Below are 15,945 nucleotides of genomic sequence, written 5' to 3' on the forward strand. Positions count from 1 at the left end.
TCACGCCGCACGGCCGGCACCCCCGTCGTCCTCGGCGCCGTCGGCCCCGTCCTGGGTGTCGGGCACCAGGACCGGGCGACCCAGGCTCTCGGCCAGGTCCAGCACCTCGTCGGCGGCCACGTCGGGCAACCCCAGCAGGTCCGACTGCCGGGCCACCAGCACGCTGATGCCCGGGTCGTCCCGGTCCACCCCCAGCCGGTCCAGCACGGCGGGGACGTCGGCCTCGTCGGCACCGGTCAGCAGCCCGCGCACGGTGCCGCCGTCGGCGATCCAGGTGTCCCCGGCCCGCCGGTGGGCCTCCCAGCCGGCGGTGACCGCGGTGGCCGGCACGCGGAGGACGACGGCGAGGTCGTTCCCGCCACGGCGATCGACGTCGCCGGCGGCCGCGCGCGCCCGGCGGGCGGCCTCGTCGGCCACGGCCTTGAGCACGCCGTCGGCGGTCTGGTCCCAGCTGAACTGGGCCGCCCAGGCCCGGGCCCGGCGAGCCATCCGGGTCGCGGCCTCCGGGTCGGCCAGGCGGTCCAGGGCCTGCTCGATGCCCTCGGTGAGGGCTGCGGCCGAGTTCTCCACCACCCAGCCGGTGCGGCCCTGCCGGATCGCATCCGTGGTCCCCGGCACCCGGAGGGCCAGGACGGGGACGCCGAGGGCGTTGGCCGCGATCGGCCCCAACCCCCAGTCCCCGCTGCCGGAGGCGCTCACCGACAGCCAGGCCGACCCGAGCACCTGGTCGCGACGCTCGTCGTCCACCCGGCCGTGGAACACGACCCGGGCCCCCTGGGAGCGGGCCAGTGCGGCCAGCCCGGCCCGGGCGGGCCCGTCACCGAGCAGGTGGAGCTGGAGGTCGGGGCGGGTGGTCTGGACCGCAGCGACCGCGGTGACGAGCTGGTCGAGCCCCTTGCGGTCGGCCAGTCGACCGGACACCACGATGCGCGGCGCAGGAGCCCGGACCACGTCGCGGCGCGCGCGGTCGGCGCCGCCGGGGACCAGGCGGACCGGGCCGGTCATCCGCAGCCGACGCCGCACCTGCACCCGGGTGGTCGGCGAGGGCACCACGACGGTGCGGCGGTGGTAGACCCGCCGGGTCAGCGGCCCCTCGGCCCACCGGGCGAGGGCGGCGACGGGCGCCGGCAGGGCCGCGCCGAACACGTCCTGGTGCACCTGGTGGACCAGGAGCACGACCGGGACCGACCGGTTGACGACGAGGGGACTGAAGAACGGGATGCCGTTCTGGGAGTCCAGCACCGCGCCGGTGGAACGGCGGTGCACGAGCAGCCACAGCAGCGCCAGCGGGTAGACAGTCCAGCGCCCACCCAACCGCAGCACGCGGTAGCCGTCGACGCGTTCCCGGCGACGGGCCCCGCGGGGGCGGGAGGTGAGCACGACGACCGGGCGGCCGCGGCGGGCGACCTCCCGGGCGACCCGTTCGGTGTAGGCCTCCGCGGCGCCGCTCTCGGGGTGCGTGCGGTCGCGCCAGTTCAGCACGACCAGTCGGGAGCGGCGGCTCACGCAGCGCTCGCCAGGGAGGCGCGGACGGCGCGCACCTCGGAGATGACCCGGCGCCCGTGCGTCCACACACCGAAGGAGGACCCCTCGGCGTCGGTCCAGCGCACCGGGACCTCCGCCACCGGCAGCCCGTAGCGGGAGGCCAGCGCGAGCACCTCGACGTCGAAGGCGAACCCGTCGGCGGTCGCCCGGGCGAAGATGCGCTCGGCGGCCTCGGCGGTGAAGAACTTGAACCCGCACTGGGTGTCCGCGACGTCGCCGACCAGGTGCCGGGTCAGCTGGCGGAACGCCCGGGACCCGGCCCGGCGCAGCAGCGGCTGGGGCACCACGTACTCCGCCCCGGCGACCCGGCGGGACCCGATGACCACCGGGTCGCCGGCCGCCATCCGCTCCAGGACGTCGTCCAGGGCGGCCACCGGCGTCGACAGGTCGGCGTCGACGAACCCGCGCCAGGGCGCCGTGGCCGCCAGCATGCCGCGCCGCACCGCGGCGCCCTTGCCCTGCCGGGAGCAGCCGATCAGCCGCAGCGACGCGCCGCGGCGCCGGGTGGCGACGTCGTCGACGACGTCGGCGGTGCGGTCCACCGAGCCGTTGTCCACGACGGTGATGCGGACGTCGTGCGGCAACGAGGCGGCGTGCGCGCTGAGGGCGTCCAGGGTGGCCCCGAGACGGGCCTCCTCGTTGAACACCGGGACGACGAGGTCGAGGTCGGGCACGGTCGAGCGCACAGCGGATGACCTTTCTGCGGGAAGGCGGAGGACCGGCGCCCGCGGTTCTGGCGGGTCGTGCCGGTGGTGGTGGTTCCGAGCGGGCAGCGGGCGGGTCCAGGACCCGCGGCGATCAACGCTGCAGCGACGGGGCGGCGGGCGCGGGGCTGGCGACCGGCACCGAGAGGGCGGGGACGGGACGCCGGAAGACGACCCGCGAACTGACCACGAAGGAGGAGCCGGCCGCGACGAGGCTGGCCAGCAGCACGCTGACCGTCGGGCCGAGGCCGACCACGCGCAGGGCGACGCTGAAGGAGACCGCGTTGACCCCGAAGGCGAGGACGGCCGAGCCGTTGAACAGCACGACGGCGCGCAGCAGCGCACGCCAGGACGAGGGACCGGAGGGCCTGCGGTCGGCCCAGGTCCAGTACCGGCTGACCACGAAGTTGGCCTGGGTGACGAGCACGAAGGCGCCGACGTTGGCGACCTCGGCGAGGACCCACCGCGACAGCGCGGTGAACACGAGCAGGTGCAACCCGGTCATGGCGGCACCGACGACGGCGAACCGCACCACGGCGGAGCGGTAGAGCTGGCGCAGCATCGGACCCACCCCCGTGGTGTCGTCATCGGAGGGCGGCCCGACTGCGCTGTGAGACCCCCGTGGAACGCCTCGAACGTACGGGGCTCGTCACCGACCAGCGATGTGTGGCCGTCAGCGTCGGTCACGGTGTGTCACGATCGTCGACCGCCCGTCGCGACGCGCCTGCTCAGATGTGCGCCGACGCGATGTGATGCACTCAACGTCACCATATTGAACGTTGAAGATCCCTGGTCAGGGCCCCGCAGAGCCAGGCCGGGCCCAGTTCGGTCACGGATCGGTAACGATGGGCGGTCGACCGTCCATCTCGGTGCGGACCCAGGTGCTGCTAGTCGCGCGACGGGTGGTCGGACTCGTGGCGAACCGGCACCCCGGCGGCGTCCAGCGCGCGCTTGACCTCGCCGATCCGCAGGTCGCCGAAGTGGAAGACGCTGGCGGCCAGCACCGCGTCGGCGCCGGCGGCGACGGCCGGGGCGAAGTGCTCGACCGCGCCGGCCCCGCCGCTGGCGATCACCGGCACCGTCACCTCGCGGCGCACCTTCTCGATGAGCTCGAGGTCGAAACCGGCCTTGGTGCCGTCGGCGTCCATCGAGTTCAGCAGCACCTCGCCGACACCCAGCCGTGCTGCCTGCACGACCCACTCGACGGCGTCGCGGCCGGTGCCCCGGCGCCCGCCGTGGGTGGTGATCTCGAACCCGGAGTCGGTGACCGCGCCGTCGGCGCAGCGCCGGGCGTCCAGCGACAGCACGAGCACCTGGTTGCCGTACCGGTCGGCGATCTCCGCGATCAGGTCGGGCCGGGCGACGGCGGCGGTGTTGACGGCCACCTTGTCGGCGCCGGCGCGCAGCAGCCTGTCGACGTCGCCGGCGCTGCGCACCCCACCGCCCACTGTCAGCGGGATGAAGACGCTCTCGGCGGTGCGCGAGACCACGTCGTAGGTGGTGGCGCGGTCACCGGAGGAGGCGGTGATGTCGAGGAAGGTCAGCTCGTCGGCGCCCTCGGCGTCGTAGACCTTCGCCATCTCGACCGGGTCGCCGGCGTCGCGCAGCCCGACGAAGTTGACACCCTTGACCACCCGGCCGGCATCGACGTCCAGGCACGGGATGACCCGCACGGCCAGGCTCACGCCTCAGCCCCCACCACCGCGTCGACCTCGACCTCGACCTCCATCGCCGGGTCGATCAGCCGCGCGACCTCCACCATCGCGGTGGCCGGCCGGTGGGCGCCGAAGAACTCGCCGTGCACCCGGCCGGCGGCCTCCCACTGGGCGATGTCGGTCACGTAGATGCGGGTGCGCACGACGTCGGCGGCTGAGGCCCCGACCCGGGCCAGCGCCGCGACGACGTTCTCCAGCGCCTGGCGGGTCTGCTCGGCCACGCCGCCCTCGACCAGCACGCCGTCGTCCGGCCTCGTGCAGAGGCTCGCGGCGAGCGTGCGAGTCGTGAGAGGCACGAGGTCCTTCTGGTCCTCCCAGGGCGAGCCCGAACCCAGCCGCTTCACCTGGCGACCTCGGCGGTGAGCTGCAGCGCCTGCGGGAGGGTGAACTGGCCGGCGTAGAGCGCCTTGCCGACGATGGCGCCCTCGACGCCGATGTCGGCCAGCCCGGCCAGCGCCCGGATGTCGTCGAGGCTGCTGACCCCGCCCGAGGCGATGACCGGCCGGTCGGTGGCCGCGCACACCTCGCGCAGCAGGTCGAGGTTGGGGCCCCGCAGCGTGCCGTCCTTGGTGATGTCGGTGACCACGTAGCGGGCGCAGCCCTCGGCGTCCAGTCGGGCCAGGGTCTCGTAGAGCTCACCGCCCTCGCGGGTCCAACCGCGGGCGGCCAGCCGGGTGCCGCGCACGTCGAGGCCGACGGCGATGCGGTCGCCGTGCTCGGCGATGGCCCGGGCGCACCACTCGGGCGACTCCAGCGCCGCGGTGCCCAGGTTGACCCGGCGGCAGCCGGTGGCCAGGGCTGCGGCCAGCGAGTCGTCGTCGCGGATACCGCCGGAGAGCTCGACGTCGACGTCGAGCTCGCCGACCACGCGGGCCAGCAGCTCGCGGTTGGAACCACGCCCGAAGGCGGCGTCGAGGTCGACCAGGTGCACCCACTCGGCACCGTCGCGCTGCCAGGTCATGGCGGCCTCGAGCGGGTCGCCGTAGGAGGTCTCGCTGCCGGCCTCCCCCTGCACCAGGCGCACGGCCTGGCCCTCGGCGACGTCGACGGCGGGGAGCAGCTGCAGCTTCGGCACGGCGCACAGCCTAGGGAGCGGGCGGGAGCACCCTGCCCGCGCCTGCCGTGCCGGCCCCGCGGCGCATCCCCGCGCTGCCTGCGCCCGGCCGCGGCGTGCAACGCCTGCGGGCGCACCCGGCGGTCGGCGCGCCCGCACGCGGCCCACCCGGCGGGTCCGCCCGTACCGCGGCGCAGCCCCCGCCCGGTGCGCACCCATGCGTGGACGGCGACCCTCACCGCCCGCCTCGGCGCGCACCCGGCAGCAGGTGCGCGCCACGGCCTGCGGGCGCACCCGGCGGTCGGTGCGCCCGCACGCGGCCCACCCGGCGGGTCCGCCCGTACCGCGGCGCAGCCCCCGCCCGGTGCGCGCCCATGCGTGGACGGCGACCCTCACCACCCGCCTCGGCGCGCACCCGGCAGCAGGTGCGCCCCACGGCCGTCGGGCAGGCTGACGGGGTGGAGTTCGCGGAGGTGCTGCGCCGGCGGCGGATGGTGCGCGACTACGACCCCGACCGGCCGGTGCCGCCGGAGGTGCGCGAGCGCGTGCTGGCCCACGCGCTGCGTGCGCCCAGTGCCGGGTTCAGCCAGGGCTGGGCGTTCCTCGTCCTGGAGACCCCCGAGGAACGCGACGCCTTCTGGACGGCGACCACCTCCCCCGGCGCCCCCGACGCCTGGCTCACCCGCATGCGCCGGGCCCCACTGCTGGTGGTGCCCTTCAGCGACAAGTCGGCCTACCTCGACCGCTACGCCGAGCCCGACAAGGGCTGGACCGACCGGGCCGAGTCCCGCTGGCCGGTGCCCTACTGGGACGTCGACACCGGCATGGCCTCGCTGCTCATGCTGCTGACCGCGGTCGACGAGGGGTTGGGCGCCTGCTTCTTCGGCGTGCCGGGCGGACGGGTCGGTGCCCTGCGCGCGGCGTTCGGCGTCCCGGAGCGGTTCTCCCCCGTCGGGTGCGTGTCGGTGGGCTACCCCGGCGACGCAGACACCCGGTCGCCGTCGCTGCGACGCGGCCGCCGGGGCGTCGACGAGGTCGTGCACCGCGGCCGCTGGAGCAGCTGACCTCGTCCGCATCGACCCGTCGTCGCCGCCCGGCACGAACCGGCCCACCATCCGTCCATCTCGGCGTGGATTGCTGAGCAGTCCGCTGCGGGAGTGCGCAGCGAGCACGCCAGGACCGTGGCCGACCTGCGCACACTGGGGCGGTGCGGGGACTCCAGCGAGCGGGACGGCGGTCGAACCTCGCCCTGCTCGGGCTGCTGCTCGTGGCGGGCGGCACCGGGGTGCTGGGGTTCGCTCTGGGCACCCCCACCGCCGGCCGGGTGGTCGCGGTGGCGCACGGCGCAGCCGGGCTCGGCCAGCTGCTGCTCGTGCCGTGGAAGACCGTCGTCGTCCGGCGGGCCCGGGCCCGGCCGACCGCGCTGCGGGCGCCCTCGGCGGCGTACTGGCTCACCGGTCTGGTCGTCGTCTGCATCGTCAGCGGGGTGCTGCACTCCGCCGGGGCCGCGGGAATCTGGGCGACCAGCGGGACACCGATCGCCGCGCTGCAGGTGCACGTCGGCGCGGCGATCGTGCTCGTGCTGGCGCTGGCGGTCCACATCTGGGGTCGCCACCAGCGGCCGCGGAAGATCGACCTGCGCCGGCGCACCCTGCTCGGCGCCGGGGCACTGGCCGGCGGGTCGCTGGCTCTGTGGGGCCTCACGGAGGGCGTGTGGCGGCTGACCGGGGCTCCTGGCGCCCGACGCAGCGGTACCGGCTCCTACGAGCGGGGCACCGACGACCCCGCCGCGATGCCGGTGACCCAGTGGGCGTCGGACACCGTGCCCGAGGACCCGCCCGCACAGGTGCGGCTCGCCGGGGGCGGCCAGGAGGTCGTCGTCCGGGCCCGGGACCTCGACCGGGGCGACGAGGTGCGCGCCCGGCTGGACTGCACCGGAGGCTGGTACGCCGACCAGCAGTGGCGCGGCACGACGCTCCAGCGGCTGGTGGACGAGCAGCTGGGCGGGGCGGGCCCCGACGCGCAGTGCATCCAGGTGACCTCCGTGACCGGGTTCAGCCGCCGCATCCCGCTGCGCGACGCCGGCCACACGCTGCTCGCGACCCACGCTGCCGACCAGCCGCTGTCGCTCGGCCACGGCGCCCCGGTGCGGCTGGTGGCGCCGGGGCGGCGGGGTGTGTGGTGGGTCAAGTGGGTGGACCGGGTCGAGGTGCTGGACTCGCCGTGGTGGCTGCAGCCGCCGTTCCCGCTGCAGTAGCGCTCAGGCGAGCGTGGCCAGCCAGTTGGTGAGCAGCGCGGCCCCGGCGTCCCCGCTCTTCTCGGGGTGGAACTGGGTGGCGGAGAGCGCGCCGTTCTCGACCGCGGCGACGAACCGGTCGCCGTGCTCTGCCCAGGTGACCGCCGGCGGCTTGAGCGGGCCGGTGCCGTCGCGACCGAGCGGGAAGTCGCGCACGCCGTAGGAGTGCACGAAGTAGAAGCGCTCGTCGGCGATGCCGTCGAACAGGACGGTGCCTGTCGGGGCCTCGACGGTGTTCCAACCCATGTGCGGCAGCACCGGGGCCTGCAGCTGCTCGACGGTGCCGGGCCACTCGGCGCAGCCCGCACTGTCCTGGCCGTGCTCCACGCCCCGGTCGAACAGGATCTGCATGCCGACGCAGATCCCCAGCACCGGCCGGCCACCGGCCAGGCGCTTGCCGATGATCCGCGGGCCCTCGACGGCGCGCAGCCCGTCCATGCACGCGGCGAACGCACCCACCCCGGGGACGACGAGCCCGTCGGCCTCGACCGCGGCGTGCGGGTCGGCGGTCACCTCGACGTCGGCACCCACCCGGGCGACCGCGCGCTCGACCGAGCGCAGGTTGCCCGATCCGTAGTCCAGGACGACGACCTTCTTCACCTGCACCACGCTACCCAGCCCCCGCCACCGGCTGCCCCGACGGTGATCAGCACGGGTCAACGGCTGCCTCCGACGCGAGCAGGCAGCGCTGGAGCCGGGGTGATCACGTCCCCGGCAGGCCCGTCCGCTCGGCCCACCCCAGCCAGCAACTCTCCCCTCACGTGAGGGTAGGGTCTCCTCCGACTCGGCCCCCGCAGCGCGGCGCGCGGCCACCCCCCTCCCGCACGACCCGAGAACGGTGCCATGACGTCTGCCCTGCTCCCCCGCACGACCCCCGGATGGGTCGCCGCCCTCCGCGACCCGCGCACCCTGCGCACCGAGGTCCTCGCCGGCCTCGTGGTCGCCCTCGCCCTCATCCCCGAGGCCATCAGCTTCTCCATCATCGCCGGCGTCGACCCCCGGGTCGGGCTGTTCGCCAGCTTCACCATGGCCGTGACCATCGCCGTCGTCGGCGGCCGGCCGGCGATGATCTCGGCCGCCACGGGGGCGGTCGCCCTGGTCATCGCCCCGCTGGTGGCCGAGCACGGCCTGCCCTACCTGATCGCCGCCGTCCTGCTGGGCGGGCTGCTGCAGATCGCCCTCGGCCTGCTCGGGGTCGCCCGGCTGATGCGGTTCGTCCCGCGCAGCGTGATGGTCGGCTTCGTCAACGCGCTGGCCATCCTGATCTTCGCCGCCCAGGTGCCGCAGCTGGTGGACGTCCCGTGGCTGGTCTACCCGATGGCCGCCGTCGGCCTGCTGATCATCTTCGGGTTGCCGCGGCTGACCACCGCCGTCCCGGCGCCGCTGGTCGCGATCGTCGTCCTCACCGCCACCGCCGTGGCCGCCGGCATCGACGTGCCCACGGTCGGCGACCAGGGTGCCCTGCCCGACAGCCTGCCCGCGCTGCTGTGGCCCGACGTCCCGTTCACCCTCGAGACGCTGCAGATCGTGCTGCCCTACGCCCTGGGGCTCGCGCTCGTCGGGCTGATGGAGTCGCTGATGACCGCCAAGCTGGTCGACGACCTCACCGACACGGGGTCCTCCAAGACCCGCGAGTCGGTCGGGCAGGGGGTCGCCAACATCGTCACCGGGTTCTTCGGCGGCATGGGCGGCTGCGCCATGATCGGGCAGACCATGATCAACGTCCGGTCCGGCGCCCGCACCCGGGTGTCGACGTTCCTGGCCGGGGTGTTCCTGCTGGTGCTCGTGGTCGCCCTCGGTGACCTCGTGGCGGTCATCCCGATGGCCGCCCTGGTCGCGGTCATGGTGTTCGTGTCCATCGCGACCTTCGACTGGCACAGCGTGCGCACCCTGCGCCGGATGCCGCGCAGCGAGACCGCGGTGATGCTGGTGACCGTGGCCGTGGTGCTGGCCACCGACAACCTGGCCATCGGCGTGGGCGTGGGGGTGCTGACCGCCTGCGTGCTGTTCGCCCGGCGGGTGGCCCACCTGGTCACCGTCACCGGCGGCGAGGTCGTCGACGGCACCCGCACCTACGTGGTGCGCGGCGCCCTGTTCTTCGCCTCCACCAACGACCTGGTCGGCCAGTTCGACTACGGCACCGACCCCGCCCACGTCGTCGTCGACCTCAGCGGCGCGCACGTGTGGGACGCCTCCAGCGTCGCCGTCCTGGACGCCATCGAGCACAAGTACGCGGCGCGGGGCACGGTGGTCGACGTCGTCGGGCTCACCGACGAGACCGGGCACTACCACCGGCGGCTGGCCGGTCAGCTGGGCGGCGGCCACTGATGGGCCACGGCATGCTGCAGATCGGCGAGGTCGCCGAGCGGATCGGGCTGTCGCTGCGCACCATCCGGTACTACGAGGAGGTCGGGCTGGCGGTGCCCTCGGCCCGGTCCGAGGGCGGGTTCCGGCTCTACACCGAGGACGACGTCGAGCGGCTGCGCGTGATCATGCAGATGAAGCCGCTGGGCTTCTCGTTGGAGGAGATGCGCGAGCTGCTGCAGACCCTGGACGACGGCGGCCCCGCCGACCGGCTGGCGCACTACCGCGCCGCCGCGGCCGACCGGGTGGAGGCGCTGCGGGCACAGCTGGCCACTGCACAGGCCTTCGCCGACCGCCTCGGGACCTGATCTCAGCCCGCCGCGGACGGCTGGTGACCACCTCGCTTCAGGTGCTGCCTCCCTGGCCCGCAGGCAGCGCCGGACCCGAGGTGATCACGCCGGGCCCGGCGGGTCAGAACCGGAGGATGCCCGAGGCGATCGCGAGCGCGGCGGCCAGCACCAGGACGCCGGAGAACACGAGCTGCCCCGGCGTGCGGCCCTTCACCGGGTCGTCGGCGCGGAAGATCGACCAGGCCCCGCCGAGCAGGAACAGCCCGATGGCGATGAGCCCGGAGGCGAACCCCACCTACAGGGCGCCCTTGGTGGAGGGCACGTCGGTGACGCGGGGGTCGAGCGCGACCGCGGTGCGCAACGCCCGGGCCAGCGCCTTGAACTGGCCCTCGACGATGTGGTGGGCGTCGCGGCCGGCGTAGAGCACCCGGACGTGCAGCGAGATGCGGGCGTTGAACGCGAAGCTCTCGAGGACGTGCTTGGTGAGCGAGGTCGGGTAGTCCGGGCCGATCATCGGGGTCATGCCCTCGGGCTCGGCGTGCACGAAGTACGGCCGGCCCGAGAGGTCGACGGCGGCCTGCACCAGCACCTCGTCCATCGGGATGGTCGCGTCGCCGTACCGGGTGATGCCGCGCTTGTCGCCCAGCGCCTCGGCGAAGGCCACGCCCAGGGCGATGGCGACGTCCTCGACGGTGTGGTGGGCGTCGATGTGCAGGTCGCCGTCGGCCTGCACGCGCAGGTCGATGCCGCTGTGCTTGGACAGCGCGGTGAGCATGTGGTCGTAGAACCCGACCCCGGTGGCGACCTGACTGGTGCCGGTGCCGTCGAGGTCGACCTCGACGACCAGCTTCGTCTCGTTGGTGGTGCGCTCGACGCGGGCGGTGCGGCTCATGCTGGTCATCCTCCCAGGTCGGCGGTGGCCACGACCTCACCCAGGGCGGTGAGGAAGGCGTCGGTCTCGGCGGGCGTGCCGGCGGTCACCCGCAGCCAACCGGGCAGGCCCACGTCGCGCACGAGCACCCCGCGGTCCAGCAGCGCCTGCCACACCGCCGGGGCGTCGGCGAACCCGCCGAAGAGCACGAAGTTGGCGTCGCTGGGCACGCTGGTCAGGCCGAGGCCCGGCAGTGCGTCGACGATGCGGTCGCGCTCGTGCTTGACCGCGTCGACCGTGGCGAGCAACGCGTCGGTGTGCGCCAGCGCGGTGCGCGCAGCGGCCTGGGTGAGGCTGGACAGGTGGTACGGCAGCCGCACCAGCTGCAGTGCGTCGACGACGGCGGGGTCGGCGGCCAGGTAGCCCAGCCGCAGCCCGGCCATGCCGAACGCCTTGCTCATCGTGCGGCTGACCACCAGCCGCGGCCGGCCGGCCAGCAGGGTGAGCGCGGACGGCGTGCCCGCCCGGGCGAACTCGGCGTAGGCCTCGTCGACGACCACCATGCCGTCGGTCGCGTCGTGCAGCGCGGTGATGGTCTCCAGCGCCACCGCGGTCCCGGTGGGGTTGTTCGGGCTGGTGACGAAGACGACGTCCGGCCGCACCTCGCGCACCTGGGCGACCGCGGCGTCGGTGTCGATGGTGAAGTCGGCGCGCCGGTGGCCGTCGACGAACGAGCCACCGGTGGCCGCGGTGATGAGCGGGTGCATGGAGTACGACGGCGTGAAGCCCAGCGCGGTGCGCCCGGCACCGACGAAGGTCTGCGACAGCTGCTGCAGGATCTCGTTCGAGCCGTTGGCCGCCCACACCTGCTCCGCGGTCACCGGGGTGCCCGACCGGGTCAGGTAGGTCGCCAGGTCGGTGCGCAGCGCGACGGCGTCGCGGTCGGGGTACCGGTTGAGGCCCAGCGCCGCCGCGCCCAGCGCCGCGCCGAGGTCGGCGAGCAGCTCGTCGGGCAACGGGTGCGGGTTCTCGTTGGTGTTCAGCCGGTGGCGAGCGGGCACCTGCGGCGCGCCGTAGGGCGACCTGCCCGCCAGCTCCGGCCGGACCGGCAGCCCGCTCACCGCTGCCGGACGGCGACGGCGGCCGCGTGCGCCGGGAGGTCCTCGGCGTGCGCCAGGACGTCGACGTGCCGGGCGACGTCGGCCAGGGCGGCCTCGTCGTACTCGACGAGGTGGATGCCGCGCAGGAAGGTCTGCACGCTCAAGCCGCTGGAGTGCCGGGCGCACCCGCCGGTGGGCAGCACGTGGTTCGAGCCGGCCGCGTAGTCACCGAGGGAGACCGGGGCCCACGGACCGACGAACACCGCGCCGGCGTTGCGCACCCGCATGGCCACGGCCCGGGCGTCCCGGGTCTGGATCTCCAGGTGCTCGGCGGCGTAGGCGTCGACCACGGCCAGGCCGGCGTCGAGGTCGTCGACCAGCACGATGCCCGACTGCGACCCGCCCAGCGCCGTGGTGATGCGTTCACCGTGCTTGGTGGCCGCCACCTGGGCGGGCACCTGGGCCAGGACGGCGTCGGCGAGCTCCTCGCTGGTGGTCACCAGCACCGCGCCGGCCAAGGGGTCGTGCTCGGCCTGGCTGATCAGGTCGGCGGCGACGTGCACCGGGTCGGCGGTGTCGTCGGCGAGGACTGCGACCTCGGTCGGCCCGGCCTCGCTGTCGATGCCGATGAGCCCGCGGAGCAGCCGCTTGGCCGCGGTGACGTAGACGTTGCCCGGACCGGTGACCATGTCCACCGGCTCGCAGGCCCCGGCGCCGTAGCCGAACACCGCGATGGCCTGGGCGCCGCCGACGGCGTAGACCTCGGTGACGCCCAGCAGCGCGCAGGCGGCCAGCACACCGGCGTCGGGCAGCCCGCCGTTGTCGCGCTGCGGCGGGGTGGCCACGGCGATGGACTCGACCCCGGCGATCTGCGCGGGGACGACGTTCATGACGACGCTGGACAGCAGCGGGGCCAGGCCACCGGGCACGTAGAGGCCGACCCGGCGCACCGGCAACCAGCGCTCGGTGACGGTGCCACCGGGCACGACCTCGGTGGTGACGTCGGTGCGGCGCTGGTCGGCGTGGACCTTCCGCACCCGGGCCACGGCCTCCTCGAGCGCGGCGCGCAGGGTGGGGTCGCAGGTGGCCAGCGCCTCGTCGAGGGCGGCCTGCGGGACGGCGAAGTCCGCGGCGTCGACCCCGTCGAAGCGCGCGGTGATCTCCCGGACGGCGTCGGCGCCCCGCAGCCGCACGTCCTCCAGGATCGGGCGGACGACGTCCTGCACGCTCTCGACGTCGGTGCCGGCCCGCGGCAGCAGACCGGCCAGCTCGCGCACCCCGGGCAGCTGGGATCCGCGCAGGTCGATGCGGGTGAGCACGAGTACCTCCAGGGGGCGGCGGGTGGGCCGGCCACAGCACGGTGACGGTCGGTCCCAGGGTAGTTGCGCGGTACTGGGCCACCGCCCGCCCTCCCCCGTAGGGTTCGGGAGGTGGGCGACCTGATCCCGTTGTTCCCGCTGGGGAGCCCCCTGTTCCCCGGCGTCGTGCTGCCGCTGCAGATCTTCGAGCCGCGCTACCGGCGCCTGGTCGCCGACCTCACGGCCCGTCCCGAGGGCAGCGGTCCCCGCTCGTTCGGTGTCGTGGCCATCAGGCAGGGGTGGGAGGTCGAGCGGGTCGCCCCGGCCGAGGCGCTGTTCGACGTCGGGTGCACGGCCGTCGTCCGGGCGGTCACCCCGCAGGCCGACGGCGGGTACCGGCTGGTCACCGTGGGTGGTGACCGGTTCCGGTTGCTCGACGTGGTGGTCGCCGACGACCCGCCCTACCTGCAGGCCGAGGTCGAGTGGCTGGGCGAGGAGGAGGCCGCCGAGGAGGCCGCCGGCGACGCCGAGGGGCTGACCCCGCCGACCGGTGGGCTGACCCCGGCCGACGACGCCCTCGCCGCCTCGGTTGCCCGCGGCTCCCTCGACGTGCTGGTCGGCAACGTGTCCGACCTGTTCTCCCGCTACGTGACCGAGGTCGCCGTGCTGCGCAGCGGCGGGGGTCCCATCGAGGTCGACGACGAGGAGGAGGCCGAGCTGCTGGCCGACCTCGGCCTCGACGGCGCCGAGGGGCTCGGGGACGACGGCCCGGCTGCGGACACCGCCGACGGCGCTGCGGCCGCCCTGCTGCGCCAGGTGGGGGACGACGCACGCGGGCTGTCCTACCTGGTGGCCTCGGCCGCCCTGCTCACCACCGACGACCGGCAGGCGCTGCTGGCCGAGTCGGCCACCCGGCGCCGGCTGGCGGCGGAGTCCCGGCTGCTGCGCCGGGAGCTGACGCTGCTGCGCGAGCTGGGGGCCGTCCCGGTCCCCCTGCAGCGCTTCGCCACCCCCATGACCCCCAACTGACGGACACCGACCGCAGCCCGACGGAACGGCCCCGGTCCTCCTTCTAGTTGATGCAGCTGGTGTCGGCGGCGGTGCGCTCGGGGTTGACGTAGGCACCGGGGACGGCGGGCTCGGCGGTGGGCGCCGCCGAGGCCGCCGGCGACGCCCCCGCGCCCAGGCCGCCGAAGTCGGTGCCGAGGGTGAGGGTGAGCGCCCCGCGGCCCAGGCTGTCGTCGACGACGAGGGCCGCGCCGGAGACCTGCGCGGCCAGGGTCGCGGCCACCGCGTCGTCACCGGTGCGGTGGGCGATGGTCGTGGTCGTGGTCGCCGCGGCGTTGCCCCCGCTGCTGGCCCGGAACCCGAGGTCGGTCAGCTCGGTGGCGGTGCCGGCCGCGGCGCCGGAGACCCCGGAGCCGTTGAGCACCGACACGGTCACCGCCGAGGGGGCGACCGTGGCCGTCGGCGCCTGGGTGGCCGACGCCCCGGGGTCGGCCGGGGCAGGCTCGGGGTCGGCGGTCAGGTCGGCGAAGAAGTCGGTGAGCACCTGGGACGGCGGCAGCTGGAGCACCGACGTGCCGTCGACCTGGGCGTCCGTCAGGCCGGGAATGGTCTGGAAGGTGATGTTGCCCGGCTGCACGTTCTGCATCTGGGCAGCCAGGTCGAAGATGTCCAGACCCTGGTCGAGGGTGACGCTGGAACCGACCTGCTCGACCACCTGACGCTGCTTGGTCGGGTTGAGCAGGAGGTCCGAGGACAGCAGGTTGCGCAGCATCCCGGCGATGAACACCTGCTGGCGGGCCACCCGGTCGAAGTCCGACGACCGCTCCCCCACGCCGTGGCGCTGCCGCACGAACAGCAGGGCCTGGCTGCCGGTGAGCACCTGCGGTCCGGCGTCGAAGTGGGCTCCGGTGACGCTGTCGTCGCTGGTCGCGCACAGGTCGACGTCGACCCCGCCCACGATCTCGGTGAGGTTGATGAAGCCCAGCAGGTTGATCTCGGCGTAGTGGTCGATCTGCAGGCCGGTCAGCCCGCTGATGGTCTGGATGAGCAGCCGGGCCCCGCCGGCCCGCTTCTCGTCCTCGGAGCCGTCGACGTCGTCGTAGCCGGCGCTGTAGGCCGAGTTCAGCTTGCCCTTGGCGTGACCGGGGATGCTGACGTACATGTCCCGCGGGAAGGACACGAAGGACGCCGCCGACCCGTCGGCCGGGATGTGCACCAGCATCATCGTGTCGGTGTTGTGCAGGCCCTCCGGGTCACCCGTGGCGTACTCGTCGATCTGCTCCTGGGTCAGCCCCGCGCGGGAGTCGACGCCGACGAGCAGCATGTTCATCTCCTGACCCGCGTGCAGGTCGCCGTTGACGTCGCTGTTGCCGGTGGTCGGGATGGCGTCGGTGCGGTTGACGCTGGCCTCGGCGACGCGCACCAGGTACCAGCCCCACCCGCTGCCGCTGACCAGCAGCACGCTGAGCACGCCGCACAGCAGCCGGGCCACGAGCGCCGCCCGCCGGCCGCGCGGGTTCGCCGCCGCCCGGCCCGCCGGCCGGCCGACCCGGGGGTCGAGGCGGGGCGGGAGCGGCCGGGCGCCGTCCCCGCCCCGTCCCCCGCCCGAGCTCTCGCCCCGGCCCTCGTCCCAGCCGGAGAACCCGCCGCGGGTCACCGGGTCACCGCCGGGGACCGGGTCGGGGCGGTCGAGGGGTGGG

At 74.9% G+C, this 15,945-nt stretch carries 17 protein-coding genes; 5 read left to right on the plus strand and 12 right to left on the minus strand.

Features of this window, described 5'->3' with window-relative positions; all coding sequences use genetic code 11:
* The 6 genes from TEK04_RS04430 to priA form a co-directional block, all read right to left on the minus strand.
* Nucleotides 1–1,506 (minus strand): glycosyltransferase family 4 protein, encoded by a 1,506-nt coding sequence (locus TEK04_RS04430; RefSeq protein ID WP_336403102.1) that lies wholly within the window; start codon nucleotides 1,504–1,506, stop codon nucleotides 1–3.
* Nucleotides 1,503–2,231, minus strand: coding sequence for a dolichyl-phosphate beta-glucosyltransferase (locus TEK04_RS04435; RefSeq protein ID WP_336403103.1), 729 nt, complete (start codon nucleotides 2,229–2,231; stop codon nucleotides 1,503–1,505). The genes TEK04_RS04430 and TEK04_RS04435 overlap by 4 nt, the downstream gene beginning before the upstream one ends.
* Nucleotides 2,232–2,343: 112 nt before the next feature.
* Entirely contained in the window at nucleotides 2,344–2,811 is a 468-nt protein-coding gene (locus tag TEK04_RS04440; RefSeq protein WP_336403104.1) for a GtrA family protein, read from the minus strand.
* A 325-nt stretch (nucleotides 2,812–3,136) separates the two neighbouring features.
* Complete coding sequence (gene hisF / locus TEK04_RS04445; protein ID WP_336403105.1) at nucleotides 3,137–3,934, minus strand: imidazole glycerol phosphate synthase subunit HisF; 798 nt, start codon at nucleotides 3,932–3,934, stop codon at nucleotides 3,137–3,139.
* A complete protein-coding gene (locus tag TEK04_RS04450) occupies nucleotides 3,931–4,260 on the minus strand; it encodes a Rid family hydrolase (RefSeq protein ID WP_336403106.1) in 330 nt (109 codons plus the stop codon). Before TEK04_RS04450 ends, hisF begins: the two co-directional genes overlap by 4 nt.
* A 44-nt stretch (nucleotides 4,261–4,304) precedes the next feature.
* Nucleotides 4,305–5,039, minus strand: a complete 735-nt coding sequence (gene priA, locus TEK04_RS04455; RefSeq protein ID WP_336403107.1) for a bifunctional 1-(5-phosphoribosyl)-5-((5-phosphoribosylamino)methylideneamino)imidazole-4-carboxamide isomerase/phosphoribosylanthranilate isomerase PriA — start codon at nucleotides 5,037–5,039, stop codon at nucleotides 4,305–4,307.
* A gap of 437 nt (nucleotides 5,040–5,476) precedes the next feature.
* On the opposite strand from priA, the gene TEK04_RS04460 reads away from it, so the two are divergent.
* Nucleotides 5,477–6,082 carry a nitroreductase family protein gene (locus TEK04_RS04460; protein ID WP_336403108.1) on the plus strand — a complete coding sequence of 202 codons (606 nt, stop codon included), beginning with the start codon at nucleotides 5,477–5,479 and terminating at the stop codon, nucleotides 6,080–6,082.
* A gap of 143 nt (nucleotides 6,083–6,225) precedes the next feature.
* Complete coding sequence (locus TEK04_RS04465; RefSeq protein WP_336403109.1) at nucleotides 6,226–7,275, plus strand: molybdopterin-dependent oxidoreductase; 1,050 nt, start codon at nucleotides 6,226–6,228, stop codon at nucleotides 7,273–7,275.
* Between the two features lie 3 nt (nucleotides 7,276–7,278).
* Here the strand turns inward: TEK04_RS04465 and hisH are convergent, their stop codons facing one another.
* Nucleotides 7,279–7,914 (minus strand): imidazole glycerol phosphate synthase subunit HisH, encoded by a 636-nt coding sequence (gene hisH / locus TEK04_RS04470; protein WP_349257736.1) that lies wholly within the window; start codon nucleotides 7,912–7,914, stop codon nucleotides 7,279–7,281.
* Between the two features lie 243 nt (nucleotides 7,915–8,157).
* Here hisH and TEK04_RS04475 point away from each other — a divergent pair, with 243 nt between their 5' ends.
* Both TEK04_RS04475 and TEK04_RS04480 read left to right on the plus strand, forming a co-directional pair.
* Entirely contained in the window at nucleotides 8,158–9,642 is a 1,485-nt protein-coding gene (locus TEK04_RS04475; RefSeq protein WP_336403110.1) for a SulP family inorganic anion transporter, read from the plus strand.
* An 11-nt stretch (nucleotides 9,643–9,653) separates the two neighbouring features.
* The gene (locus TEK04_RS04480) at nucleotides 9,654–9,986 is read left to right on the plus strand and encodes a MerR family transcriptional regulator (protein WP_336403111.1); all 333 of its coding nucleotides are present in this window, start codon (nucleotides 9,654–9,656) and stop codon (nucleotides 9,984–9,986) included.
* 103 nt (nucleotides 9,987–10,089) lie between these two features.
* On the opposite strand, the gene TEK04_RS04485 is transcribed toward TEK04_RS04480, so the two are convergent.
* The 4 genes from TEK04_RS04485 to hisD are packed head-to-tail and all read right to left on the minus strand — an operon-like array spanning nucleotide 10,090 to nucleotide 13,258.
* Nucleotides 10,090–10,263 (minus strand): hypothetical protein, encoded by a 174-nt coding sequence (locus tag TEK04_RS04485; RefSeq protein WP_336403112.1) that lies wholly within the window; start codon nucleotides 10,261–10,263, stop codon nucleotides 10,090–10,092.
* Nucleotides 10,264–10,860 (minus strand): imidazoleglycerol-phosphate dehydratase HisB, encoded by a 597-nt coding sequence (gene hisB, locus TEK04_RS04490; RefSeq protein WP_336403113.1) that lies wholly within the window; start codon nucleotides 10,858–10,860, stop codon nucleotides 10,264–10,266.
* A 5-nt stretch (nucleotides 10,861–10,865) separates the two neighbouring features.
* On the minus strand, nucleotides 10,866–11,960 hold the full coding sequence (locus tag TEK04_RS04495; RefSeq protein WP_336403114.1) for a histidinol-phosphate transaminase: 1,095 nt from the start codon (nucleotides 11,958–11,960) through the stop codon (nucleotides 10,866–10,868).
* Nucleotides 11,957–13,258, minus strand: coding sequence for a histidinol dehydrogenase (hisD, locus tag TEK04_RS04500; protein WP_336403115.1), 1,302 nt, complete (start codon nucleotides 13,256–13,258; stop codon nucleotides 11,957–11,959). The genes TEK04_RS04495 and hisD overlap by 4 nt, the downstream gene beginning before the upstream one ends.
* A 111-nt stretch (nucleotides 13,259–13,369) precedes the next feature.
* On the opposite strand from hisD, the gene TEK04_RS04505 reads away from it, so the two are divergent.
* Complete coding sequence (locus tag TEK04_RS04505; RefSeq protein WP_336403116.1) at nucleotides 13,370–14,266, plus strand: LON peptidase substrate-binding domain-containing protein; 897 nt, start codon at nucleotides 13,370–13,372, stop codon at nucleotides 14,264–14,266.
* A gap of 43 nt (nucleotides 14,267–14,309) precedes the next feature.
* On the opposite strand, the gene TEK04_RS04510 is transcribed toward TEK04_RS04505, so the two are convergent.
* On the minus strand, nucleotides 14,310–15,902 hold the full coding sequence (locus TEK04_RS04510; protein WP_336403117.1) for an LCP family protein: 1,593 nt from the start codon (nucleotides 15,900–15,902) through the stop codon (nucleotides 14,310–14,312).
* Nucleotides 15,903–15,945 lie beyond the last annotated feature (43 nt).

Origin of the sequence: Klenkia sesuvii (genome assembly GCF_037083825.1) — a bacterium.
Taxonomy (GTDB): Bacteria; Actinomycetota; Actinomycetes; order Mycobacteriales; family Geodermatophilaceae; genus Klenkia; species Klenkia sesuvii.